We start from the raw sequence: 25,835 nt of genomic DNA, 5'->3' as shown, positions 1-25,835 counted from the left end.
ATTACTGACGCACCAGCCGCCCCGTTGCTGGCACAAAATCGGTGTTGGTGCGCCACGGGTTGATGTCCAGACCGCCACGGCGGGTGTAGCGCGCGTAAACGCTCAGTTTTTCTGGCTGGCAAAAACGCTGAATATCGCTAAAGATACGCTCCACGCACTGCTCGTGAAATTCGTTGTGATGGCGGAACGACACCAGGTAGCGCAGCAACTTTTCCCGGTCAATTTTCGGGCCGCGGTACTGGATCTGCACCGAGCCCCAGTCCGGCTGGTGGGTGATCAGGCAGTTGGATTTCAGCAGGTGGCTGACCAGCGTCTCTTCGACCACCTTTCCGCTCGCCGCGTTTTCGAGGTAATCGGCGCTGAATTCATAATTCTCCACCTCGATATCCTGATCGTCGATGCAGGTCCCGTTGAAGTGGGCGACCGGCTGCCCTTCCAGTTCGTGCAGGCGATACAGTGAAACGCTCACCTTTCCCTGCGCGCAGGCGCTTAAATCACGTTCCAGGGTGTGCTGAACGTCGTCCCAGCTGTTGAATTTTGTCTGGTTAAAACTGTTGAGATAGAGCTTAAAGCTTTTGGATTCCACGAGATTAACAGTGGCGTAATCCAGCTCAACGTGGCCCACTGCCACCTGCGGCAGACCGCGCGCGTTAAGCCACGAGAGTTCGTACAGCGTCCAGATGTCACCGCCGACAAACGGCAATGCGTCCGCATGCAGGCCCAGAGGATCGCGGTTCAGGCTGCGCGGCACGCCCTGCAGCAGGCTTGCATCGTAGGTATCGCGGTAATCGGTCGATTTCCCCAGCGTTAAGCCGGTTAACGCCTGATGATTTTCGTAAGACATGTTTCATAGCCACTTTACAGGTACACTTATGGCCTGAGTTTATCCTGTCTGACAAGAAGAGAGAAATCGGTGGACATCGAAACTGCAAATGCCCTCACTAGCTTCACGACCCGCTATTGCGACGCATGGCATGAAAAGGACCAGACATGGCCGCAAAGTGCTGATTTGTATGGCGTACCTTCGCCGTGCATTATCTCTTCAGTCGACGATTACGTTATCTGGCAGCCAAAACCTTTCGATGGCGAGCAAAATGTAAATGCGGTTGAGCGGGCAATGGACATTGTGGTACAACCAGCGGTTCATGCGTTATATACCACGCAGTTCGCAGGGGATATGCCCGCACGCTTTGCTGATATCACGCTGACGCTGTTGCAGACCTGGAGCGAAGACGATCTGCAGCGTGTTCAGGAAAACCTGATTGGTCACCTGGTCACGCAAAAACGCCTGAAGCTTTCTCCGACGCTCTTTATTGCCACGCTGGACAGCGAACTGGACGTTATCTCCGTCTGTAACCTGTCAGGTGAAGTGGTTAAAGAGACTATCGGCACCCGCAATCGCGAGACTCTCGCCCCCTCTCTTGCGGATTTCCTTACCCGACTTGAGCCACTTCTGTAATCCATGATGCTATAGCGTGTGTGAGAGATCTCTTACAACGTTTGTGAGAGATCGCTGAAGATTCAGTATTACCTCATTTAATTCAGATTAATATTGCTCTGTTTTTCAATGAATTACTTGTTCATCGTATTGTTTTTAGGGATTTCTTACGGCTTACAACCCAGAAAGGGTGGGTTGTAAGACGAAGCGGAATAGCGGATTCTATTTCTGTCGACAGGACGCCGACACGAGAAACGAACATCAGGATGATGGCGTTTCTCACACAGGACTCGTCAGGATGGCGCTTCAGGAAGGCTTCAGGATGAAGCGAAGTGGATAACGCAGGATGCGTAAGGGACACCTCCAGGAAGGAGAACGAGAGCCGGTCAGGATGGTCGGTGGGTCAGGAAGGCCAGGACGTTTCAGGATGAGACAAACACGTCAGGAAGATGTGTGCAGGATGCATCGGCTTACGGATGACCAGGCCTTCGGGCGTCAGGAAAAGTTGTCACGGATGAGCAGGGAGCACGAATTGTAGCTGGAATGCTGCGAAACGAACCGGGAGCACTGTTTTTACAGTGCTCCCTTTTTTATTTCTGCCTTCCGCAATGCTATGCTGCGCGCCGTTCACTTTTTCAGTTGAGGTTACTATGACGCAACACGATAGCGTTCGTGCTCAGTTGCACGCCATCGAAGCCCTTTTGCGCCAACATCAGCTGTGGCAGGAGACCGCGCCGCAGCCAGAAGCGTTCGCGAGCACTCAGCCCTTCTGCCTGGATACGCTGGCCCCGTTTGAATGGCTGCAGTGGGTGTTAATTCCGCGCATGCACGCCCTGCTTGAGGGCGATCACCCGCTTCCGCAGGCGTTTGCTGTCTCTCCCTACTATGAAATGGCGCTCGAGGCGACACACCCGGCGCGCGACGTGATGCTGGTCGAACTGGAAAAACTGGATGCCCTGTTTGCCGGTGAAGATGCATGACGCTTGAGATCCTCTATCAGGACGAGTGGCTGGTGGCGGTGAATAAACCGTCAGGCTGGCTGGTACACCGCAGCTGGCTCGATCGCGATGAGAAAGTGGTGGTGATGCAGACCGTTCGCGACCAGATTGGTCAGCATGTTTTTACCGCCCATCGTCTCGACAGGCCGACATCCGGCGTGCTGCTGATGGGGCTTTCCAGCGAGTCGGGGCGTCTGCTGTCACAGCAGTTTGAACAGCATCAGATGCAAAAGCGCTACCACGCGATCGTGCGCGGCTGGCTGACGGAAGCCGCCACGCTGGACTATCCGCTGGTGGAGGAACTGGACAAAATCGCCGATAAATTTGCCCGCGATGACAAAGGTCCACAGCCCGCAGTAACGGATTATCGCGGCATGGCGACGACCGAAATGCCGGTGGCAACCAGCAAATTCCCGACCACACGCTACAGCCTGGTTGAGCTTTTGCCTAAAACCGGGCGTAAGCACCAGCTGCGACGCCATCTTGCGCACCTGCGCCATCCGATTATTGGCGACAGCAAACACGGTGATTTGCGCCAGAACCGCAGTGCAGCCGAACACTTTGGCTGCCATCGTCTGATGCTGCACGCCAGCGAGCTGAGCCTGACGCACCCGTTTACCGGCGAACCGCTGACTATCCGTGCGGGGCTGGACGACGTCTGGATGCAGGCGCTGTCACAGTTTGGCTGGCTGGGACAACTCCCCGAAAATGAAAGGGTTGAGTTTGTATCGGGCAACGTTCAGGATGAACGGTAAACGCATACATTATGGGAAAATATCATGGCTGAAGTAGGCATTTTTGTCGGCACAATGTACGGCAACTCGCTGCTGGTAGCGGAAGAGGCTGAAGCAATACTCGCCAGCCAGGGCCATAAAGCCACGGTCTATGAAGACCCGGAACTGGCAGACTGGGAAAAGTATAAAGATAAGTACATTCTGGTGGTGACCTCCACCACCGGGCAGGGCGATCTGCCGGACAGCATCGTGCCGCTGTTTCAGGGCATTAAAGACCAGCTTGGCTATCAGCCGGACGTACACTACGGCATCATTGCCCTGGGCGACAGCTCTTACGCTAACTTCTGCGGCGGCGGCAAGCAGTTCGATGCGCTCCTGCAGGAGCAGAGCGCCCAGCGCGTCGGCGAGATGCTGCTGATTGATGCCGGTGAGCATCCTGAACCCGAAAGCGAATCGAACCCGTGGGTGGAGAACTGGGCAACTCTCCTTAAATAGTTATCCAGGCCGGGTAAGGCATAGCCGCCACCCGGCGATACACCCCGCTCCAAACGCCAAATCCGTGAACCACCTTCCATTCCCCTGGGCTTATGCCATAAACAACCTCTCATACACCCTTTAATACTGTGTTTCTGCACGGTGAGGTGATGAGGCACTCCTTCATATACTTTTCCGGTCACTATAAAACGGCGTCAGGCCGTACCAAAACGACAAAACACCAATCTCATTCTGATTACCCTACCGGTGCTGTACAGAATGAACCAGGCGAAAGCTATGTTTCAGGAGTGCAACAATGAGTACATTAAGCCACGCAGCGAGCAGCGCTGAAAAGCGCACCAACGCCCGCTACTGGATAGTGGTGATGCTGTTTATCGTCACATCCTTTAACTATGGTGACCGCGCCACGCTGTCGATTGCCGGTTCGGAAATGGCAAAAGATATCGGCCTTGATCCGGTGGGCATGGGTTACGTTTTCTCCGCATTCTCATGGGCCTACGTCATCGGGCAAATTCCTGGCGGCTGGCTGCTGGACCGTTTTGGATCTAAACGCGTCTATTTCTGGTCCATCTTTATCTGGTCGATGTTTACCCTGTTGCAGGGTTTCGTCGATATCTTCAGCGGCTTCGGCATTATCGTGGCGCTCTTCACGCTGCGCTTCCTGGTAGGTTTAGCGGAAGCACCTTCTTTCCCGGGGAACAGCCGCATTGTCGCTGCCTGGTTCCCGGCGCAGGAGAGGGGAACGGCGGTGGCGATTTTCAACTCCGCACAGTACTTCGCAACGGTGATCTTCGCGCCAATCATGGGCTGGCTGACGCATGAGGTGGGCTGGTCGCACGTCTTCTTCTTCATGGGCGGGCTTGGGATCGTCATCAGCTTCGTCTGGCTGAAAGTGATCCACGAACCCAATCAGCATCCTGGCGTGAACAAAAAAGAGCTGGAGTACATCGCGGAAGGCGGCGCGCTGATCAACATGGATCAGAAATCCGCAAAAGCAAAAGTCCCGTTCAGCCAGAAATGGGCGCAGATCAAGCAGCTCGTCGGCTCGCGCATGATGATCGGCATCTATCTGGGCCAGTACTGTATTAACGCCTTAACCTACTTCTTCATCACCTGGTTCCCGGTGTACCTGGTGCAGGCTCGCGGCATGTCGATTCTGAAAGCGGGATTTGTCGCGTCGGTTCCGGCAATCTGCGGCTTCGTCGGTGGCGTGCTCGGCGGAGTGATTTCCGACTGGCTGATGCGCCGCACGGGGTCACTGAACATCGCGCGTAAAACCCCAATTGTGCTCGGCATGCTGCTCTCCATGACCATGGTGTTCTGTAACTACGTCAACGCCGAATGGATGATTATCGGCTTTATGGCGATGGCCTTCTTCGGCAAAGGCATTGGCGCGCTGGGCTGGGCGGTGATGGCGGATACGGCGCCGAAAGAGATCAGCGGCCTGAGCGGCGGCCTGTTCAACATGTTCGGCAACATCTCCGGGATTGTTACGCCTATCGCTATCGGCTACATCGTTGGCACCACCGGCTCCTTTAACGGTGCGCTGATTTATGTCGGGGTACATGCGCTGGTGGCGGTGCTGAGTTACCTGGTGCTGGTGGGGGATATCAAACGCGTCGAACTTAAACCTGTTGCGGAGCGTGGATGATGACAACGCAATCGAGCCCAACCGTTACGGAGATGAAGGTTATTCCGGTGGCCGGGCAGGACAGCATGTTGCTCAATATTGGCGGGGCGCATAACGCCTGGTTTACCCGTAATATCGTCGTGCTGAAAGACAGCGCAGGGCATACCGGCGTGGGCGAAGCCCCGGGCGGAGAGGTGATTTACCAGACGCTGGTCGATGCCATTCCGCAGGTGGTGGGCCAGGAGGTCGCCCGTCTGAACAAGGTGGTTCAGCGGGTGCATAAGGGCAATCAGTCGGCGGACTTTGACACGTTCGGTAAAGGTGCCTGGACGTTCGAACTGCGCGTCAACGCGGTCGCCGCGCTGGAGGCCGCCCTGCTCGACTTACTGGGTAAGGCGCTCAATGTTCCGGTTTGCGAGCTGCTGGGGCCCGGCAAACAGCGCGATGCGGTTACCGTGCTGGGCTATCTGTTCTACGTGGGCGATCGCAATAAGACCGATCTCCCGTATCTGGCGCGATCCACGGGCGATCACGACTGGTATCGCCTGCGCCACCAGGAAGCGCTCTCCAGCGACGCGGTGGTGCGGCTGGCCGAGGCTGCGCAGGATCGCTACGGCTTTAAGGATTTCAAACTGAAGGGCGGCGTGCTGCCCGGCGAGCAGGAGATTGATACGGCCCGGGCGCTGAAAAAACGCTTTGCTGATGCGCGGATCACCGTCGATCCCAACGGCGCCTGGCTGCTGGAGGAAGCGATTAGCCTGTGCAAGGGGCTGGGGGATGTCCTGACCTATGCGGAAGACCCCTGCGGCGCGGAGCAGGGCTTCTCGGGCCGTGAAGTCATGGCTGAGTTCCGTCGCGCCACCGGGCTGCCTGTCGCGACCAACATGATCGCCACCAACTGGCGTGAAATGGGTCATGCGGTGATGCTGAACGCCGTCGACATACCGCTGGCGGACCCTCACTTCTGGACGCTTTCAGGCGCAGTGCGCGTGGCGCAGCTGTGCGATGACTGGGGGCTGACCTGGGGCTGTCACTCTAACAACCACTTTGATATTTCGCTGGCGATGTTTACCCACGTTGGCGCGGCGGCGCCGGGTAACCCGACCGCCATCGATACCCACTGGATTTGGCAGGAAGGGGAAGCCCGCCTGACGAAAAATCCGCTGGAAATCATCAACGGCAAGATTGCCGTACCGGATGCGCCGGGCCTGGGCGTGGAGATTGACTGGGATCAGATCCATAAAGCCCATGAGGCGTATAAAAAGCTACCGGGCGGCGCGCGTAACGACGCGGGCCCGATGCAGTACCTGATCCCCGGCTGGACATTTGACCGTAAGCGCCCTGTTTTCGGACGTCACTGATAAAAGGATTACACGATGAGTACTTTTACGACCCCTGTCGTCACTTCCATGCAAATCATTCCGGTTGCGGGCCATGACAGCATGCTGATGAACCTGAGCGGCGCGCATGCGCCATTCTTCACCCGCAATATTGTCATTATCAAAGACAATTCCGGGCATACGGGCGTGGGCGAAATTCCGGGCGGGGAGAAGATCCGCCAGACGCTGGAAGATGCCATTCCACTGGTGGTGGGCAAAGCGCTGGGTGAGTATAAAAATGTCCTCAACACCGTGCGTAACACCTTTGCCGATCGCGATGCCGGAGGGCGTGGCCTGCAGACTTTCGACCTGCGCACCACCATTCACGTGGTGACCGGGATTGAATCCGCGATGCTGGATCTGCTGGGTCAGCATCTGGGCGTTAACGTTGCGTCGCTGTTGGGCGAGGGGCAGCAGCGCAGCGAAGTGGAAATGCTGGGCTATCTGTTCTTTGTCGGCAACCGCAGGCTGACGCCATTGCCTTATCAGAGCCAGCCGGATGAACAATGCGACTGGTACCGACTTCGCCACGACGAGGCGATGACCCCGGAAGCGGTGGTGCGCCTGGCGGAAGCCGCATACGACAAATATGGCTTTAATGATTTCAAACTGAAGGGCGGCGTGCTGGCAGGTGAAGAAGAGGCGGAAGCCGTTACCGCGCTGGCAAAACGTTTCGCGCAGGCGCGCGTGACGCTGGATCCGAACGGCGCGTGGTCGCTAGATGAAGCGATCAAAATTGGCAAGCAGCTGAAAGGCGTGCTGGCGTATGCGGAAGATCCGTGTGGGGCTGAACAGGGCTTCTCGGGCCGTGAAGTTATGGCGGAGTTCCGTCGCGCCACGGGGCTGCCGACCGCGACCAATATGATTGCCACCGACTGGCGTCAGATGGGACACACCCTGTCATTGCAGTCTGTCGACATTCCGCTGGCGGACCCGCACTTCTGGACGATGCAGGGGTCGGTGCGCGTGGCGCAAATGTGCCACGAGTTTGGCCTGACCTGGGGCTCGCACTCTAATAACCACTTCGACGTGTCGCTGGCGATGTTCACGCACGTTGCCGCCGCCGCGCCGGGCACGATTACCGCTATCGACACGCACTGGATCTGGCAGGAAGGTAATCAGCGTCTGACTAAGCAGCCGTTTGAGATCAAAGGTGGCATGGTGCAGGTGCCTTCCACGCCGGGGCTGGGGGTTGAGCTGGATATGGACCAGGTCATGAAAGCCCATGAGCTGTATCAAAAACACGGTCTGGGCGCCCGTGACGACGCCATGGCGATGCAGTATCTGATCCCCGACTGGACATTCGACAATAAACGCCCGTGCATGGTACGATAAACGCATTGGGACCGCTCCCACAAGCGGTCTTTTACGTGGTGTATGCTTAACGTAACGACTATGCGTAAGGATGGCTTATGAAAATTGTTATCGCACCGGACTCGTATAAGGAAAGTTTGAGTGCGCTTGAGGTTGCGACAGCGATAGAACGTGGTTTTCGCGAGATCTTTCCCGAGGCGGTTTACGTCAAGCTGCCGGTCGCGGACGGTGGCGAAGGGACGGTTGAGGCGATGATTGCGGCAACGCAGGGACGCATTGTGCATGTTCCGGTGACCGGCCCGCTGGGTGAGCGCGTGGAAGGGTTTTATGGCTTATCCGGTGACGAGCAAAGTGCCTTTATTGAAATGGCGGCGGCAAGCGGCCTGGAGCTGGTCGTCCCTTCGCAGCGTAATCCCCTGAAAACCACCTCGTGGGGCACGGGCGAACTTATTCGTCACGCGCTGGATGCGGGCGTTAAGCATATCATCATCGGCATTGGCGGCAGCGCCACCAATGACGGCGGAGCAGGGATGGTGCAGGCGTTGGGGGCAAAGCTGCTGGACGACAGCGGGCAGCCCCTTGGGCAGGGCGGGGGCGAGCTGGGAAAACTCGCGCGTATCGACCTGAGCGGGCTGGACAGACGTCTGGCTGAGTGCCGGATAGAGGTCGCCTGTGATGTGACGAATCCGCTCACCGGTAAGGATGGCGCGTCAGCCGTATTTGGCCCGCAAAAGGGGGCCACTCCCGAGATGATCGTCACCCTGGACAACGCGCTGGCGCAGTATGCGAGAGTCATTGCCCGGGATCTGGACATCGATGTTCTAAACCTAGCTGGCGGCGGCGCGGCGGGTGGCATGGGGGCCGCGCTGTACGCCTTTTGCGGCGCGGAGCTGCGCCAGGGCATTGAGATCGTGACCGATGCGCTACACCTGGCCGACCAGGTGGCCGATGCGGATCTGGTGATCACGGGAGAAGGCCGCATCGACAGCCAGACGATCCACGGCAAAGTCCCGGTGGGCGTGGCGAAAGTGGCGAAACGCTTTAACAAACCCGTTATCGGCATTGCAGGAAGCCTGACGGCGGACGTTGGCGTGGTACACGATCACGGTATTGATGCGGTGTTTAGCGTGATCTACACCATCTGCTCGCTGGAGGATGCGCTGGAAAATGCCAGCGAGAACGTCAGGATGGCCGCCCGGAATATCGCGGCGGTGCTGAAAGTGGGGCAGGGAATGTAGTTCTCCCTCTCCCTGTGGGAGAGGGGCGGGGTGAGGGCATCAGGCCGCACCCGCAATTGCAGGCCCGGTAAGCGTAGCGCCACCGGGCTTTTATCTCAGCTTCCCAGCAACTTCGTCGCTTCGCGCGTTACGTTATCCATCTCATCCAGCAGCTCCAGGAACTCCGGTTCAAGCTCCGATTCCGGCGTGCCGGCACGCAGCTGCTGCTCCAGCAGCTGGCAGAGGTTTTTCAGCCGCGGCACGCCGCTGTACCCGCAGCTGCCGTGCAGCTTGTGGATCGCTTCCAGCAGATCTTCCGGGTTTTCACCCACCAGCTGCTCTTCCACCTTATTGCGAATTTCCGGCAGAAACGCGACCAGCATTTGCAGCATTTCGCGGGCTAAATCGGGTTTACCAGCCGCCTGGCGCAGCGCGAGCTGCCAGTCAAAGGTGGCGTTCTGGTTAACGCTGATTTCAACCGGCTCGCTGGAAACCGTGTACGTCCCGCCAATGTGACCCGGCTTATAGCGTAACAGCAGGTTATGAAGTTTCTCTTCATCGATGGGCTTCGCCAGATAGTCATTCATTCCGGCGCTCAGCAGCTTCTCTTTCTGACCGGCCATCGCGTGCGCGGTGACCGCAATGACCGGGGTTTGCTGCTGGTGCGGCAGCTGGTGGATCAGCTCGCAGGCCCGAATGCCATCCATGCCCGGCATCTGAATATCCATCAGGATTAAATCGAACTGCATCTGCTTCGCCTGTTCAACCGCCTGCACGCCGCTGGTGCACAGCTCAACGTGCTGAACCTGGTCCTCAAGCAATGCGCCAATCAGCTTCAGGTTGGCCGGATTATCATCCACCGCCATCACGCTCATCGGCAATTTTTGCTCGTCGTCAATCAGAGGGAGAGCATGCTGGCTAAGACGGCAATACTCCGTGAGCGCGGGCAGGAGGCGGGTCGAGGTGAGCGGCTTCAGCAGACACGCGGCGGCTCCGTCGTTTTTCAACTCCTCCGCATTAATCTGGGCGTGGCAGGGCAGCGCCAGCAGCAGATAGTCGGTCATTGAGGCGGCTTTCGCCAGCCGCTCCTGCTGCATGGTCAGTTCGCCGGTGAAGGTAACCGGGATCCCCATCAGCAGAATATCGTAATGCTCAACGGCAAGCGCTGAGAAGGTTGGGCTGTAGACCACCTCCAGCGGCGTGGTGCTTAAAATATCGAGCGCACACTGCGCTGCCGCCGCGTTAGGTTCGATGTAGGCCAGGCGCTTGCCTTTCAGACAGTCCGTCACCGGGCCATCGGTCAAAACGTTCGGATTGAGGTCCAGATTAATGTGGAACCAGAAGGTTGAACCGCGGTTCGGCTGGCTGTGGAAAGAGATATCGCCGCCCATCTCGTTCACCAGGCGCTGCGTGATCACCAGCCCCAGGCCGGTACCGCCATGACGGCGGGAGATACTGGCGTCCGCCTGACGGAACGCCTGGAACAGACGCGACTGATCCCGCTCAGGAATACCGATGCCGGTATCGCGGATCTGGACTTCAATCTGCACCTTATTGCTGCTGATGGAGCGTTTTTCTACCAGAATGTCGATGTTACCGCTTTCGGTGAATTTAATCGCATTCCCGACAAGGTTGGTAATGACCTGCTGCAGGCGCAGCGGATCGCCAATGACGTTATCCGGCACGTCGTTTTTAATGTTGAGCGTCAGCTCAAGGCCCTTGTCGTGCGACGAGTGCGCGAGCAGCGTCACCACCTCATCGAGCGTACTGCGCAGCGGGAACGGAATGCTTTCCAGGATCAGCTTGCCCGCTTCCAGCTTGGAGAAGTCCAGCACGTCGTTGATGATCGCCAGCAGGTTGTTAGCCGAACGTTCAATGGTGTGCAGGTGATCGCGCTGAGTCGGGTTAAGCTCGCTTTTCAGCGTCAGGCGGGTAAAGCCGATCACGCCATTGAGCGGCGTACGCAGCTCGTGCGACATATTGGCCAGGAATTCCGACTTAATACGTGCCGCTTCCTGGGCGCGCTTTTTCGCCAGATCCAGCTCAACGTTCTGGATCTCCATCTGCTCCAACGTTTCGCGCAGGTCGGACGTGGCCTGGTCAACGTTGTGCTGCATCTCTTCGTGATACGCCGCCAGAGACATGGCCATTGAGTTGATGCCGTTCTTCAGCATGTCCAGCTCGCCCAGCATAAACCCTTCCACCCGGCTGTCGAGCTGTCCCCGGCGGATGCGGTCAACCGTATTAACCATGTTGCGGATGGGGCCCGTCACGTCGCGCATCAGGCGCCAGCCGAAGATCAGCGCAATGCCAATGCAGAACAGCATCATCACGCCAGAGATGAAAATTTCTTTGTACTGCTGTAGCCGGACCGACTTGAGATCCAGCTCCAGCGCCACGTATCCCAGCATATTGTTGCTGGATTTGGCATCGGATTGCGCAGACTCATCGGGCGAATAGCTTTCCGACACGATCGGCGTGCGCAGGATCATGATATCGCCGCGCCGCAGTACGGTGAGGTGGCGCGGGAACGGCGTACCGTCCGGGATCTTCAGAGCCGCCGGATCGAGATGAAAATTCGAGGTGACAAACAGGCGGTTATGTTCGTCGTAAACGGAAATGGCGCGTACGATGTCCGAGTGACGGCGGTGGAGCACGCTGATTAACTGGCCAATGGATTCGCGGTTTTGCAGGTTCATGCCGTACTCGCTGGAAACGGCAAGCGGTTCGATAATGCTGGCGCCTGCATCCTCAAGCTGTCGCTGCAAATCGTTATAGCGGTGCACAACAAAGAAGATACTCAGCAGCAAACCGATGAGAACGGTGGGGGCGAGGATCAAAATCATCATGCGCGCGCGCAGGCTGTAGTTGGTCATGGCGTTCCGTTATGGGACAATTAAGATAATTATGTTTATGTGAGAAAAATCTCGGCGATGGCGCAATTCTACTCTGCAAAGCGACGCGTGACGACGCGTCAAATCATTACTGTTGAAGCCACGGACCTCGATCCGTTTGGTCAGGGAGTGGCACGTCACAACGGTAAGGCTCTGTTTATAACAGGTTTACTGCCGACAGAACGAGCAGAAATTACGCTGACGGAAGATAAACGCCAGTTCGCGCGCGGACAGGTTAAGCGTCGCCTCAACGATAGCCCAGAGCGCGTGAAGCCCCGCTGCCCACATTTTGGCGTTTGCGGGGGCTGCCAGCAACAGCATGCGAGCACAGAATTACAGCAAAAAAGCAAAAGCCGCGCGCTGGCGCGTCAGCTTAAACATGACGTTAACGAAATTCTCGCCGATGTGCCCTGGGGCTATCGTCGACGCGCGCGCCTGAGCCTCAGCTATCAGCCAAAAACGGCGCGGCTGGAGATGGGGTTTCGCAAGGCCGGTTCCAGTGACATCGTCGATGTGCAGCATTGCCCCATTTTGGTGCCCCATCTTGAGGCATTGCTTTCGGAAGTGCGCACCTGTCTTTCCGGGCTGGACGGCGTTCGCCACCTCGGACATGTCGAACTGGTCATGGCCAACAATGGACCGCTGATGGTCCTCCGCCATACCGCGCCGTTGTCGAAAAAAGATCGCGAAAAACTGGAACGCTTTTCGCATTCCCACGACCTGGCGCTTTTCCTTGCACCACAAAGCGAGATACTTGAGCAGGTTACCGGTGAGGCGTCCTGGTATGCGTCAAACGGGCTACGCTTAACGTTCAGCCCGCGGGATTTCATTCAGGTGAATGACGGCGTTAACCAACTGATGGTTGAGAAAGCGCTGACGTGGCTGGATGTTCAGAAAAGCGATCGGGTGCTCGATCTGTTCTGCGGAATGGGCAACTTCACGCTGCCGCTGGCGCGAAAAGCGGCCAGCGTCGTCGGCGTGGAAGGCGTTGAGGCGCTGGTGGCTAAAGGGCAGGAGAACGCGCTGCAGAACGGCTTGCAAAATGTGACATTCTTTCATCAAAATCTTGAAGAAGATGTCACCCAACAGCCGTGGGCAAAACAGGGCTTTGATAAAATTTTGCTCGACCCGGCGCGTGCCGGTGCCCCGGGTGTGATGGCACATATTATTAAACTCGCGCCAAAGCGTGTGGTCTATGTTTCCTGTAACCCGGCAACGCTTGCCCGGGACAGTGAGGCATTAATCAGCGCGGGTTACCAGATTCAGCGTCTGGCAATGCTGGACATGTTCCCGCACACTGGACATCTGGAATCGATGGTGTTGTTCGAGCACATCTAATTTGTTTGGCTTGTCGACTTCGACAGGCCCAGGTCCCTAAAGGAGAGGACAATGGTTGCGGTAAGAAGTGCACATCTCAATAAAGCTGGGGAATTTGACCCACAAAAATGGATCGCAAGTCTGGGAATTTCCAGCCAGCAGTCGTGTGAACGCTTAACCGAAACCTGGGCCTATTGTCTGCGCACCACGCAGGGGCATCCCGACGCCGATCTTCTCCTGTGGCGCGGCGTGGAGATGGTGGAAATCTTATCCATGCTGAACATGGATATTGAAACGCTGCAGGCCGCGCTTCTCTTCCCCCTAGCGGATGCGGACGTGGTCAGCGAAGACGTGCTGCGCGACAGCGTCGGGAAATCCGTCGTCGAGCTGATCCACGGCGTGCGCGATATGGCGGCCATTCGCCAGCTCAAAGCCGCGCACACCGATTCCGTCTCCTCTGAGCAGGTCGATAACGTACGCCGGATGCTGCTGGCCATGGTGGATGATTTCCGCTGCGTGGTCATCAAGCTTGCCGAGCGGATTGCCCACCTGCGTGAGGTGAAGGATGCGCCGGAAGACGAGCGCGTGCTGGCGGCCAAAGAGTGTACAAATATCTACGCGCCGCTGGCGAACCGCTTAGGCATTGGTCAGCTGAAATGGGAGCTGGAAGATTACTGCTTCCGCTATCTGCACCCGGCGGAATATAAACGTATTGCCAAACTCCTTCATGAACGCCGTATCGACCGCGAGCACTATATCGAGGAATTTGTCGGCGGCCTGCGCCAGGCGATGAAAGAAGAGAACGTGCGCGCCGAAGTCTACGGCCGGCCTAAGCATATCTACAGCATCTGGCGCAAAATGCAGAAGAAACACCTCGCGTTTGACGAGCTGTTTGACGTGCGCGCCGTGCGTATCGTGGCGGATCGTCTGCAGGACTGCTACGCCGCGCTGGGGATAGTACACACTCACTTCCGTCATCTGCCCGATGAGTTCGATGACTATGTCGCCAACCCCAAACCGAACGGCTATCAGTCTATCCATACCGTTGTGCTTGGCCCTGGCGGCAAAACGGTCGAGATTCAGATCCGCACCAAACAGATGCACGAAGACGCCGAGCTGGGCGTGGCCGCGCACTGGAAATACAAAGAAGGCACCTCCGGCGGAGCGCGTTCTGGCCACGAAGACCGCATTGCCTGGCTGCGCAAGCTGATTGCGTGGCAGGAAGAGATGGCCGACTCCGGCGAGATGCTCGACGAAGTGCGCAGCCAGGTCTTTGACGATCGCGTCTACGTCTTTACTCCAAAAGGGGACGTTGTCGACCTGCCTGCGGGCTCTACGCCGCTCGATTTTGCCTACCACATCCACAGCGATGTGGGGCACCGCTGCATCGGGGCGAAAATTGGCGGACGTATCGTACCGTTCACCTATCAACTGCAGATGGGGGACCAGATTGAAATCATTACCCAGAAGCAGCCCAACCCGAGCCGTGACTGGCTTAACCCGAACCTGGGCTACGTCACCACCAGCCGCGGGCGCTCGAAAATTCACGCCTGGTTCCGTAAACAGGATCGTGACAAGAACATCCTTGCCGGTCGCCAGATCCTCGACGACGAGCTGGAGCATATCGGGATAAGCCTGAAAGAGGCGGAGAAATTCCTGCTGCCGCGCTACAACTTCAACGAGCTTGACGAGCTGCTAGCGGCCATTGGCGGCGGTGATATTCGTCTGAATCAGATGGTGAACTTCCTGCAGGCGCAGTTCAATAAGCCAAGCGCGGCAGAGCAGGACGCGGCGGCGCTGAAGCAGCTGCAGCAGAAAACCTATGCGCCGCAGCAGCGCAGCAAAGACAACGGCCGCGTGGTGGTTGAAGGCGTAGGTAACCTGATGCACCACATTGCCCGCTGCTGTCAGCCTATTCCGGGCGACGATATCGTCGGCTTTATCACTCAGGGACGCGGGATTTCGATTCACCGCTCCGACTGCGACCAGCTTGCCGAGCTGCAGTCGCATGCGCCGGAGCGCATCGTGGAAGCGGTCTGGGGTGAGAGCTATTCTGCCGGCTACTCGCTGGTGGTGCGCGTCACTGCCAACGACCGCAGCGGCCTGCTGCGCGACATCACGACCATTCTCGCCAACGAGAAGGTCAACGTGCTGGGCGTCGCCAGCCGCAGCGATACCCGCGAGCAGCTTGCCACCATCGATATGACCATCGAAATCTACAACCTGCAGGTGCTGGGCCGCGTGCTTGGCAAACTGAACCAGGTGCCGGATGTGATTGACGCGCGTCGTCTGCACGGCGGTTAAACACACTCTTCTGTAGGCCGGGTAAGGCTTTGCCGCCACCCGGCTTGTTTTTTTAATGGAAAACACTATGACTCAAATCGACCGCCTGCTCGGCATCATGAAACGCCTGCGCGACCCGGAAAACGGCTGCCCGTGGGACAAAGAGCAGACTTTCGCCACCATCGCGCCTTATACCCTCGAAGAGACCTACGAGGTGCTGGACGCCATTTCCCGCGAAGATTTTGACGACCTGCGCGGCGAGCTGGGCGATCTGCTGTTCCAGGTGGTGTTCTATGCGCAAATGGCGCAGGAAGAGGGGCGCTTTAACTTTGACGATATCTGCGCTGCCATCAGCGACAAGCTTGAGCGCCGTCATCCCCATATCTTCGGCGATGCCACCGCAGGGAACAGCGCTGAGGTGCTGGCCCGCTGGGAGCAGATCAAAAGCGCCGAGCGGGCGGAAAAATCCCAGCACTCGGCGCTGGATGATATTCCGCTGAGCCTGCCCGCGCTGATGCGCGCGCATAAAATCCAGAAACGCTGCTCCGCCGTCGGTTTTGACTGGACCTCCCTCGGCCCGGTGCTCGATAAAGTGCACGAAGAGATTGACGAAGTCATGCACGAAGCGCAGCAGGCGGTGGTGGATGAAGCAAAGCTTGAGGAAGAGATGGGCGACCTGCTGTTTGCAACCGTCAACCTTTCTCGCCATCTGGGTGTAAAAGCGGAAACCGCCCTGCAAAAAGCCAACATAAAATTCGAACGACGCTTTCGCGAAGTTGAGCGGATTGTCGCCTCGCGAGGCCTGGAAATGAGCGGAATTGACCTCGAAGCGATGGAAGAAGTCTGGCAAGAAGTAAAGCGCCAGGAATCTGATCTCTAACGAGATTTTGCGATCAAGCGCAATTTGTGTGATTTTTTAAATGACAAGCGCTTGATTTGCGTCAAAAACATTTACCCAAAAGGGGCTATTTTCTCACTCCTTATGTTTGTCATGGCCTGGAATGGAGACGGAGAATGAAAGTTTGTGGCGCTCGCCGTGTTCGGGTATACTACTTTCCCGTCCTGGTTATTCCATCGTTTCACCCTAACTTCTCAGGTTCAGCATGACAACGAACTATATTTTTGTGACCGGCGGGGTCGTATCCTCTCTGGGTAAAGGCATTGCCGCAGCCTCCCTCGCAGCCATTCTTGAAGCCCGTGGCCTCAATGTGACCATGATGAAACTGGATCCGTACATCAACGTCGATCCGGGCACCATGAGCCCAATCCAACACGGGGAAGTGTTCGTTACTGAAGACGGCGCTGAAACCGATCTGGATCTTGGCCACTACGAGCGTTTCATCCGCACCAAAATGACCCGTCGTAACAACTTCACGACTGGCCGCATCTACTCCGACGTTCTGCGTAAAGAGCGCCGTGGTGACTATCTGGGTGCAACCGTTCAGGTTATCCCGCACATCACTAACGCAATCAAAGAACGCATTGTTGCGGGTGGCGAAGGCCACGACGTGGTGCTGGTTGAAATCGGCGGTACCGTGGGTGATATCGAATCCCTGCCATTCCTGGAAGCGATTCGTCAGCTGGCGGTAGATATCGGCCGTGAGCACGCGCTGTTCATGCACCTGACTCTGGTGCCGTACATGGCCGCCGCAGGTGAAGTGAAAACCAAGCCGACTCAGCACTCTGTGAAAGAGCTGCTCTCCATTGGTATTCAGCCAGATATCCTGGTTTGCCGCTCCGATCGTGCGGTTCCGGCGAACGAACGTGCGAAAATTGCATTGTTCTGTAACGTGCCTGAAAAAGCCGTTATTTCAATGAAAGATGTCGATTCCATTTATAAAATCCCGGGCCTGTTGAAATCTCAGGGCCTGGACGATTATATTTGTAAACGATTCAGCTTGAACTGTCCGGAAGCGAACCTGTCTGAATGGGAACAGGTTATTTATGAAGAAGCCAACCCGGCAGGGGAAGTGACTATCGGTATGGTCGGCAAGTACATTGAACTGCCGGATGCCTATAAGTCAGTGATCGAAGCGCTGAAACACGGTGGTCTGAAGAACCGTGTTTCCGTGAACATCAAGCTGATTGATTCGCAGGATGTTGAAACGCGTGGCGTTGAAATCCTGAAAGATCTGGATGCTATCCTCATCCCTGGCGGCTTCGGCTACCGTGGTGTAGAAGGCAAGATCGCCACCGCGCGCTATGCGCGTGAAAACAATATTCCATACCTCGGCATCTGTCTGGGTATGCAGGTTGCGCTGATCGAATTTGCGCGCAACGTAGCGGGAATGGAAAACGCGAACTCTACGGAATTTGTGCCAGACTGTAAGTACCCTGTTGTGGCGCTTATCACTGAATGGCGTGACGAAGAAGGTAACGTCGAAGTCCGTACCGAGAAGAGCGATCTGGGTGGCACCATGCGTCTTGGCGCACAGGCCTGCCAGCTGTCTGACGATAGCGTGGTTCGCAAGCTGTACGGCGAGCCGGTCATCACCGAGCGCCATCGTCACCGCTATGAAGTCAACAACATGTTGTTGAAACCTATTGAAGCCGCGGGCCTGCGTGTTGCGGGCCGCTCCGGGGATGATCAGTTAGTCGAGATCATTGAAGTGCCAAACCATCCGTGGTTTGTCGCCTGCCAGTTCCACCCGGAATTTACTTCAACGCCACGTGACGGGCATCCGCTGTTTGCAGGCTTCGTGAAGGCCGCCAGCGACTACCAGAAGCGTCAGGCGAAGTAAAAAAAGTTAGAACGGCAACGCGTACCTTTGGTACGCGTTGTTTGTCTGGAGTTTTAGTTTAACTTGTACTGAGGAAAATCTAATGTCCAAAATCGTTAAAGTCATCGGTCGTGAAATCATCGACTCCCGTGGTAACCCGACCGTTGAAGCCGAAGTTCACCTGGAAGGTGGTTTCGTTGGTATGGCTGCTGCTCCATCAGGTGCTTCTACTGGTTCTCGCGAAGCGCTGGAACTGCGCGATGGCGACAAATCCCGCTTCCTGGGCAAAGGCGTACTGAAAGCGGTTGGCGCTGTAAACGGTCCGATTGCTCAGGCAATCCTTGGCAAAGACGCCAAAGACCAGGCTGGCATCGACAAGATCATGATCGATCTGGACGGTACTGAAAACAAATCTAACTTCGGTGCGAACGCAATCCTGGCTGTTTCCCTGGCGAACGCCAAAGCGGCAGCTGCTGCGAAAGGTATGCCACTGTTCGAGCACATCGCTGAACTGAACGGCACCCCAGGCAAATACTCCATGCCTGTACCAATGATGAACATCATCAACGGTGGTGAGCACGCAGACAACAACGTTGATATTCAGGAATTCATGATTCAGCCAGTTGGCGCGAAATCCCTGAAAGAAGCGGTACGTATGGGTTCTGAAGTGTTCCACAACCTGGCTAAAGTTCTGAAAGCTAAAGGTATGAACACTGCTGTTGGTGACGAAGGTGGCTATGCGCCAAACCTGGGTTCTAACGCAGAAGCGCTGGCTGTTATCGCAGAAGCAGTAAAAGCTGCTGGCTACGAGCTGGGCAAAGACATCACCCTGGCGATGGACTGTGCAGCATCTGAATTCTACAAAGACGGTAAATACGTTCTGGCTGGCGAAGGCAACAAAGCGTTCACCTCCGAAGAGTTCACTCACTTCCTGGAAGACCTGACCAAACAGTACCCAATCGTGTCTATCGAAGACGGTCTGGACGAGTCTGACTGGGCTGGCTTCGCATACCAGACTAAAGTACTGGGCGACAAAATCCAACTGGTTGGTGACGACCTGTTCGTAACCAACACCAAGATCCTGAAAGAAGGCATCGAGAAAGGCATCGTTAACTCCATCCTGATCAAATTCAACCAGATCGGTTCTCTGACCGAAACTCTGGCTGCGATCAAAATGGCGAAAGACGCTGGCTACACCGCTGTTATCTCTCACCGTTCTGGCGAAACTGAAGACGCTACCATTGCCGACCTGGCTGTGGGTACCGCTGCAGGCCAGATCAAAACCGGTTCTATGAGCCGTTCTGACCGTGTTGCTAAATACAACCAGCTGATTCGTATCGAAGAAGCTCTGGGCGAAAAAGCACCATACAACGGTCTGAAAGAGATCAAAGGCCAGGCATAATTGCTTAAGCCTTAAAATGAAAATGCCAGTCGAATGACTGGCATTTTTTTGGCTATTTAAAATCGACCGCCATTTGCTCCGGAATGGTCAGCCCCTGAGTGGTTTGCACGCAGCGGGCGATGTAATCCGTAAACCGGGGTGGCTTCGGCATCCCCATACTCAGCAGCTTATCGTTGCTGAAGCGCACGTTAAGCGTGGCAAACGCACCGTATAAACGCATGGCTTTCAGCATCAGACGTTCGTTGCACGGCCCAAAAATATGTTTCAGCTCGCGGCGCATTCTGACCAGCGTTTCGTAGCTGACCTGCGCATATTTATCCCCGACGGGGGCTTTCTCCAGCGCCTGCGCCATTGCCTGATCGATATCCGCAAAGCGAACGCTGTTCTCTTCTCCCGCAGAAATGTGTACCACTTCTCCCGGACGAGCGTTGCTGTTGAGCAGCATTAACATCGCGTCGGCGCAATAATCCACCGGAACAACGTCGATCCTGTCTTCCATTGAGCACATAAATTTCTGCAGCATCAGGCCCATGCTAAAGACCCAGAAAATGCTGCTCGACGGCGTGCAGCCGTGACGGGTATGGCCGACAACGATGGACGGACGGGCGATGAGCAGCGGCAGGTTCGGACACTCCTGGCGCATAAGCTGTTCGATAGTTGACTTCGAAAACGTGTATTCCACCAGGTGTTCTGCATTCTCTCTGAATTCAGCGCTTTCGGCGACCAGTGAATCCTGCTCCGGCGTGCATGACATTGCTGTGCCGACGTGGAGGAAACGCTGCAGTCCTGTAACCTGCTCCATACGGCGCGCCAGCGCGAGCGTACCTTCAACGTTGACTTTCCAGATCAGCGGGTTATTACCAAATGAGGCGACGGCCGCACAGTTAACCACGTGCGTGACCCGATCCAGACGGGGATCGTTGAGAAAGGCTTCAGGCTGGCTGAGGTCGCCAATCAGGATATTATCCACCTTCAGGGAGGCCAGCTTGTCCTCGGGAACGTTGAACTTGCGCATGTTCTCCAGCACGCGCTCCAGCCCGCTCTGCGGATCGCTGGAGCGCGCAAGCAAAAGGAGTTTTGCGGGTTGATCGCTGGTCAGGATTTTTTCAAGAACTGCACCACCCAGAAATCCGGTCACGCCTGTAATCAATAACATCTTCATTAATACCGTCTCATTATGATTGATGAGGCGGATTGTAGGCGTGCAAAAGTAAACGGCATTTAAATAATAAAACGCCGAAATCAATGGCGTCTTAAGCTTATTTTAAGGAAAGGAAATCAGGTGGATATATTGGACAGTATCGCAAGGGTAAAAATTCACTCTATTAAAATTTAAATTTTAACTCATTGAATTTAATTGTTTTTATGAATTCTGTGCCGAATAGCAAACCTAATTCAAAATGTAATAAATATAATAATTTGTTACACCAAATATTTATCGAATAAATGCTTTAAATACCCCTTAACTCAAATCAGACAACATACGTCGCAGGCCGATTTATTTAGCCTGCGAATGATTTTCAGAGCAAAAGGGGAAGCGTGGCGCTAGCTGTTTGCTGGCTAACGTTGCCGTAATGACCATCCAGCGCAATCATGGACGTGGTCAGCAGCTCGACCAGCAGCATCACTCCAACCTTAGCATTGAGCGCGCCTGCACTTAGAGGGCCTTCTGGTTTGGCGGCAACCAGCTGCATGTCGCTCAGAGACGCCAGCGGGCTGCGGGGCGTATTGCTGAGCGCCAGAACCTTAACGCCGCGCTTGCGGGCAAGCTTCACCACGTGGAGTAAATCCCGCGTTGAACCCGAACTGGAGATGGCCACAACCAGCGTATCTTTCGAAAGCGTTGTCGCATTCATGGCCGCGCGGTGCATATCGCTAAACAACTGTGCGGGTTTGCCCAGCCGCAGCAGCTTGTAATGCAGATACTCCCCGAGGATCGCGCTGGCCGCGACGCCATAAATCTGCACGGATTGCGCCTGATGCAGCGCCAGCGCCGCTTTTTCAAGCAACGTGCGGTCGAGGAGTCTGGCGGTATCCTGCAAAGCCTGCACCGACTCATCCACGACGTTATCAATCTCATCCCCCGCCTGACGCGCGGGCTGGCCCTGCTGAATATCCAGCGCAAGCGCCATTTTAAATTCGTTATAGCCCTTGCAGCCCAGCGTCCGGCAAAGGCGCGTGACGCTGGCTTCGCTGGTGTGGCTCTCGCGCGCCAGTTCAGTGATCGTCAGGTAGAGCACCCGGGCAGGATCGCTGAGGACAAACTCACCGAGTTTTTGTTGCGTTGGGCTGTACCCGGAAGCCTCCTGGCGGAGCTTCAGCAGCAGATTTTCATGGTCCGACATGCCACGTCCTTAATGTGTTTCGCTGCGACTAGTGTGGCGGAAAGGAGGGGAAAGATGCCAGTCATTTTGAAAAAGTATGATCGGCTTCCTGGTTTTTGATGATAATTTTCACTGAGTGATATTTATATGGTAAAAATTTTCATCGTTTAAAGGGGAGATGAAAAAATGATGCAAATGTTCAGTGGTGCTTCTTCGGGGGGATGGTTTGAAAAAGCGCAGCGCTTTGGTAAATCCTTTATGTTGCCTATCGCCGTGCTGCCCGCGGCGGGCCTGCTGCTGGGGATAGGCGGCGCGTTATCGAATCCCAATACGCTGGCGGCTTATCCGTTTTTAGATGTGGGCTGGCTGCAGGCCATTTTCACTATCATGAGCAGCGCCGGTTCAATCGTGTTTGCGAACCTCTCGGTGCTGTTTGCGGTTGGTGTTGCCGTCGGGTTGGCAAAAAGCGATAAGGGCACGGCTGGGCTGGCGGCGCTACTCGCGTTTCTGGTGATGAATGCCACCATCAACGCGCTGCTGATCCTCACCGGCAAACTGGCGCACGAGAACCCGGGCGCTGTAGGGCAGGGAATGACGCTGGGGATCCAGACGCTGGAAACCGGCGTGTTTGGCGGCGTGGTGATTGGGCTGGTGACCTGCACGCTCCATCACCGGTTTAATAAAATTGCGCTTCCGCAGTTCCTCGGGTTCTTTGGCGGGTCGCGCTTTGTTCCCATCATCAGCTCGCTGGCGGCGATACTCGTAGGCGCGCTCATGACCGTGGTCTGGCCGCATTTCCAGAAGCTGATTTTTGGTCTCGGCGGGCTGGTGGATGCCACCGGCTATCTGGGCACCCTGCTGTACGGCTTCATTTTACGCATGCTGGGCCCGTTTGGTTTGCACCACATCTTCTATCTGCCGTTCTGGACCACCGCGCTCGGCGGCAGTGAGATTGTTAATGGTCACCTCGTCGAGGGCACACAGCGGATCTTCTTCGCCCAGCTGGCCGACCCGAACACGCAGCATTTCTATGAGGGCACGTCCCGCTTCATGTCCGGGCGCTTTATTACGATGATGTTTGGCCTGCTCGGCGCGTGTCTGGCGATGTACCACACGGCAAAACCGGAGAATAAAAAGCGCGTTGCCGGGCTGCTGCTCTCTGCGGCATTAACCTCGTTCCTGACCGGAATTACCGAGCCTATCGAGTTTTCCTTCCTGTTCATTGCGCCGGTGCTTTACGTCATTCATGCGCTGTTTGACGGGCTGGCGTTCATGCTCGCGCACATGCTGCATATCACCATCGGGCAAACCTTCTCCGGCGGTTTTATTGACTTCGTGCTGTTCGGCATTTTGCAGGGAGAGGCCAAAACCAACTGGATGTTCGTTCCGCTGGTCGGCGTGCCGTGGTTCTTCCTTTACTACTTCACCTTCCGCTATCTGATTAACCGTTTTGATTTTGCCACGCCGGGTCGGGAAAAGGAGGCGATGGCCAGTGAAGCGACCTTCTCGCAGAGCGAGCGCGCCGTTGCGGTGATCGCGGGATTAGGCGGAAAAGAGAATCTGGAAGAGGTGGACTGCTGCGCCACGCGTCTTCGCGTCACGGTGAAGGACGGCAGCAAAGTGAATGACGCGGCGCTGAAAGCCACCGGCGCGCGCGGCGTTATCGTGCGCGGTAACGGGGTTCAGGTCATTTATGGCCCGCACGTCACGATTATCAAAAACGAAGTGGAAGAGATCTTATCGTAATGAAAACTGTACTGGATAACCTGAAGGGAAAACTGGTCGTCTCCTGTCAGGCGCTGGAAAATGAACCGCTGCATAGCCCGTTTATTATGTCGCGCATGGCGCTGGCGGCGGCACAGGGCGGAGCCGCTGCCATTCGTGCCAACAGCGTGGTGGATATCGAGGCCATTAAGCAGCAGGTCTCTTTGCCTGTCATCGGCATCATCAAACGGGATTACCCGGAAAGCGAGGTGTTTATCACCGCCACGATGAAAGAGGTGGATGAGCTGATGACCGTCTCTCCGGAAATCATTGCGCTTGATGCGACGGCGCGGGAGCGCCCCGGTGGAGAATCCCTGGAAACGCTGGTCACGCGCATCCGCTCGCGCTACCCCTCAGTACTGCTGATGGCCGATATTTCCACCGTGGGCGAAGCCGTGACGGCGCAGGCGCTTGGCTTTGACTGCGTCGGCACCACGCTTTACGGCTATACGGCGGAAACGGCGGGCCATTCGCTTCCGGAGAACGACTGCGCGTTCCTGAAGGCCGCGCTGGCTGCCGTGACGGTTCCCGTGGTTGCCGAAGGCAACGTGGATACGCCTGAACGCGCGGCCAGATGCCTGGCGCTGGGCGCGCATACGGTCGTCGTCGGCGGCGCCATCACCCGTCCACAGCAAATTACCGAGCGTTTTATGGCGGCGATTGGCGCGCAAAGCACCGATGGAGCATGACCATCAGGCGGGGATCTGCGATACTTATCGTTTATCCCCTTTACTGAGATGACTATGCAGTACCCGATTAACGAGATGTTCCAGACCCTGCAAGGCGAGGGTTACTTTACCGGCGTTCCCGCTATTTTCATTCGTTTACAGGGATGCCCGGTTGGCTGTGCCTGGTGTGATACCAAACATACGTGGGATAAGCTCGCAGATCGGGAAGTGTCGCTGTTTAGCATTCTGGCGAAAACCAAAGAGAGCGATAAGTGGGGCGCGGGCAGTTCAGAAGATCTGCTGGCCATTATTGGTCGTCAGGGCTGGACGGCGCGCCACGTGGTGATCACCGGCGGTGAACCCTGTATCCACGATCTGACGCCGCTGACCGAACTGCTCGAAAAGAACGGCTACAGCTGCCAGATTGAAACCAGCGGCACCCATGAAGTGCGCTGTTCGCACACGACCTGGGTGACGGTATCGCCAAAAGTGAATATGCGCGGCGGGTATGACGTGCTGTCTCAGGCGCTGGAACGCGCGGATGAGATTAAGCACCCGGTTGGGCGCGTGCGTGATATCGAAGCGCTGGATGAACTGCTGGCAACGCTGACGGATGAAAAGCAGCGCGTCATTGCGCTACAGCCGATCAGCCAGAAAGACGACGCGACGCGCCTGTGCATTGAAACCTGTATTGCGCGCAACTGGCGCCTGTCGATGCAGACGCATAAGTACCTGAATATTGCATAAAAAAGCCCGGTGGCGCTAGCGCTTACCGGGCCTACGGTTCGAGGCTCTTGTAAGCCGGGTAAGCGTCAGCGCCACCCGGCAAGCATCACTCCCCGCGATAGATACAGCCAGCGGTACAGGTCTCTTTGATCATCACCGCGCTCAGCAGCGGCACCAGCGGCTTCATCTGATCCCAAATCCATTTCGCCAGCACTTCGCTGGTCGGGTTTTCAAGGCCCGGGATATCATTCAGGTAGTAATGATCCAGACGATCGTAGGTCGGCTTAAACGCCGCTTTCAGCTCGGCAAAATCCATGATCCAACCGGTATGCGGATCAACTTCACCGGTGATCTCAAGACGCACCATGAACGAATGCCCGTGCAGACGGCCGCATTTATGCCCTTCAGGGACATGCGGAAGGTGGTGGGCGGCTTCGAAGGTGAAATCTTTAAACAGTGTGGTGGACATGATCGCTCTCAGTAATGCGGAAAAAACCGCCGCATAGTACCGGAAAGCACAATTTTTAGCATT

General features: G+C 56.2%; 21 protein-coding genes. 16 read left to right on the top strand and 5 right to left on the bottom strand.

The window, feature by feature from the left end:
* Position 1 precedes the first annotated feature (1 nt).
* Positions 2-844: an NADPH-dependent 7-cyano-7-deazaguanine reductase QueF gene (gene queF, locus LBF07_RS06835; RefSeq protein ID WP_112778118.1), complete on the bottom strand. Its 843-nt coding sequence runs from the start codon at positions 842-844 to the stop codon at positions 2-4.
* A gap of 69 nt (positions 845-913) precedes the next feature.
* On the opposite strand from queF, the gene syd reads away from it, so the two are divergent.
* From syd to LBF07_RS06795, 8 genes are all read left to right on the top strand, one after another.
* Positions 914-1,459 (top strand): SecY-interacting protein, encoded by a 546-nt coding sequence (gene syd / locus LBF07_RS06830; RefSeq protein ID WP_094934823.1) that lies wholly within the window; start codon positions 914-916, stop codon positions 1,457-1,459.
* Positions 1,460-2,088: 629 nt separating this feature from the next.
* Positions 2,089-2,418: a YqcC family protein gene (locus tag LBF07_RS06825; protein ID WP_047060002.1), complete on the top strand. Its 330-nt coding sequence runs from the start codon at positions 2,089-2,091 to the stop codon at positions 2,416-2,418.
* Positions 2,415-3,191 (top strand): tRNA pseudouridine(65) synthase TruC, encoded by a 777-nt coding sequence (gene truC / locus LBF07_RS06820; RefSeq protein WP_045404163.1) that lies wholly within the window; start codon positions 2,415-2,417, stop codon positions 3,189-3,191. Before LBF07_RS06825 ends, truC begins: the two co-directional genes overlap by 4 nt.
* A gap of 24 nt (positions 3,192-3,215) precedes the next feature.
* Positions 3,216-3,665 (top strand): flavodoxin, encoded by a 450-nt coding sequence (locus LBF07_RS06815; RefSeq protein WP_023333248.1) that lies wholly within the window; start codon positions 3,216-3,218, stop codon positions 3,663-3,665.
* A 295-nt stretch (positions 3,666-3,960) separates the two neighbouring features.
* Entirely contained in the window at positions 3,961-5,316 is a 1,356-nt protein-coding gene (gudP, locus tag LBF07_RS06810; protein ID WP_023309021.1) for a galactarate/glucarate/glycerate transporter GudP, read from the top strand.
* Positions 5,316-6,656: an enolase C-terminal domain-like protein gene (locus LBF07_RS06805; protein WP_112778122.1), complete on the top strand. Its 1,341-nt coding sequence runs from the start codon at positions 5,316-5,318 to the stop codon at positions 6,654-6,656. The genes gudP and LBF07_RS06805 overlap by 1 nt, the downstream gene beginning before the upstream one ends.
* A 15-nt stretch (positions 6,657-6,671) precedes the next feature.
* The gene (gene gudD, locus LBF07_RS06800) at positions 6,672-8,009 is read left to right on the top strand and encodes a glucarate dehydratase (protein WP_094934822.1); all 1,338 of its coding nucleotides are present in this window, start codon (positions 6,672-6,674) and stop codon (positions 8,007-8,009) included.
* Between the two features lie 77 nt (positions 8,010-8,086).
* Complete coding sequence (locus LBF07_RS06795) at positions 8,087-9,226, top strand: glycerate kinase (protein WP_033146424.1); 1,140 nt, start codon at positions 8,087-8,089, stop codon at positions 9,224-9,226.
* A 95-nt stretch (positions 9,227-9,321) separates the two neighbouring features.
* Here LBF07_RS06795 and barA read toward each other — a convergent pair whose 3' ends face one another.
* A complete protein-coding gene (barA, locus tag LBF07_RS06790) occupies positions 9,322-12,081 on the bottom strand; it encodes a two-component sensor histidine kinase BarA (RefSeq protein WP_094934821.1) in 2,760 nt (919 codons plus the stop codon).
* Positions 12,082-12,138: 57 nt separating this feature from the next.
* Between barA and rlmD the strand changes: the two genes are divergently transcribed.
* The 5 genes from rlmD (at position 12,139) to eno (ending at position 19,821) form a co-directional block, all read left to right on the top strand.
* The gene (gene rlmD / locus LBF07_RS06785) at positions 12,139-13,437 is read left to right on the top strand and encodes a 23S rRNA (uracil(1939)-C(5))-methyltransferase RlmD (RefSeq protein ID WP_094934820.1); all 1,299 of its coding nucleotides are present in this window, start codon (positions 12,139-12,141) and stop codon (positions 13,435-13,437) included.
* Between the two features lie 51 nt (positions 13,438-13,488).
* Entirely contained in the window at positions 13,489-15,720 is a 2,232-nt protein-coding gene (gene relA, locus LBF07_RS06780; RefSeq protein ID WP_047059994.1) for a GTP diphosphokinase, read from the top strand.
* 67 nt (positions 15,721-15,787) lie between these two features.
* On the top strand, positions 15,788-16,579 hold the full coding sequence (gene mazG / locus LBF07_RS06775; protein WP_032660259.1) for a nucleoside triphosphate pyrophosphohydrolase: 792 nt from the start codon (positions 15,788-15,790) through the stop codon (positions 16,577-16,579).
* A 223-nt stretch (positions 16,580-16,802) separates the two neighbouring features.
* Complete coding sequence (gene pyrG / locus LBF07_RS06770; RefSeq protein WP_023309013.1) at positions 16,803-18,440, top strand: glutamine hydrolyzing CTP synthase; 1,638 nt, start codon at positions 16,803-16,805, stop codon at positions 18,438-18,440.
* 82 nt (positions 18,441-18,522) lie between these two features.
* A complete protein-coding gene (gene eno / locus LBF07_RS06765; RefSeq protein ID WP_023309012.1) occupies positions 18,523-19,821 on the top strand; it encodes a phosphopyruvate hydratase in 1,299 nt (432 codons plus the stop codon).
* A gap of 52 nt (positions 19,822-19,873) precedes the next feature.
* Here the strand turns inward: eno and LBF07_RS06760 are convergent, their stop codons facing one another.
* The gene (locus tag LBF07_RS06760) at positions 19,874-20,983 is read right to left on the bottom strand and encodes an SDR family oxidoreductase (protein WP_094934819.1); all 1,110 of its coding nucleotides are present in this window, start codon (positions 20,981-20,983) and stop codon (positions 19,874-19,876) included.
* Between the two features lie 358 nt (positions 20,984-21,341).
* On the bottom strand, positions 21,342-22,166 hold the full coding sequence (locus LBF07_RS06755) for a MurR/RpiR family transcriptional regulator (protein WP_094934818.1): 825 nt from the start codon (positions 22,164-22,166) through the stop codon (positions 21,342-21,344).
* A 165-nt stretch (positions 22,167-22,331) separates the two neighbouring features.
* Between LBF07_RS06755 and LBF07_RS06750 the strand changes: the two genes are divergently transcribed.
* Genes LBF07_RS06750 through queE form a run of 3 tightly spaced genes read left to right on the top strand, consistent with a single transcriptional unit; the run spans position 22,332 to position 25,324 of the window.
* Positions 22,332-23,891, top strand: a complete 1,560-nt coding sequence (locus tag LBF07_RS06750; RefSeq protein ID WP_048979252.1) for a PTS transporter subunit EIIC — start codon at positions 22,332-22,334, stop codon at positions 23,889-23,891.
* Complete coding sequence (locus LBF07_RS06745) at positions 23,891-24,598, top strand: N-acetylmannosamine-6-phosphate 2-epimerase (protein WP_094934817.1); 708 nt, start codon at positions 23,891-23,893, stop codon at positions 24,596-24,598. Before LBF07_RS06750 ends, LBF07_RS06745 begins: the two co-directional genes overlap by 1 nt.
* A gap of 54 nt (positions 24,599-24,652) precedes the next feature.
* Complete coding sequence (queE, locus tag LBF07_RS06740) at positions 24,653-25,324, top strand: 7-carboxy-7-deazaguanine synthase QueE (RefSeq protein ID WP_023333236.1); 672 nt, start codon at positions 24,653-24,655, stop codon at positions 25,322-25,324.
* A gap of 85 nt (positions 25,325-25,409) precedes the next feature.
* Here the strand turns inward: queE and queD are convergent, their stop codons facing one another.
* A complete protein-coding gene (gene queD / locus LBF07_RS06735) occupies positions 25,410-25,772 on the bottom strand; it encodes a 6-carboxytetrahydropterin synthase QueD (RefSeq protein ID WP_023309002.1) in 363 nt (120 codons plus the stop codon).
* Between the last annotated feature and the right edge of the window lie 63 nt (positions 25,773-25,835).

The sequence above is a fragment of the Enterobacter cloacae complex sp. ECL352 genome, from assembly GCF_020149545.1.
Taxonomy (GTDB): Bacteria; Pseudomonadota; Gammaproteobacteria; order Enterobacterales; family Enterobacteriaceae; genus Enterobacter; species Enterobacter asburiae_B.
Note: the sequence above shows the minus strand (reverse complement) of the source record. Positions and strands in the feature narration are given on the sequence as shown.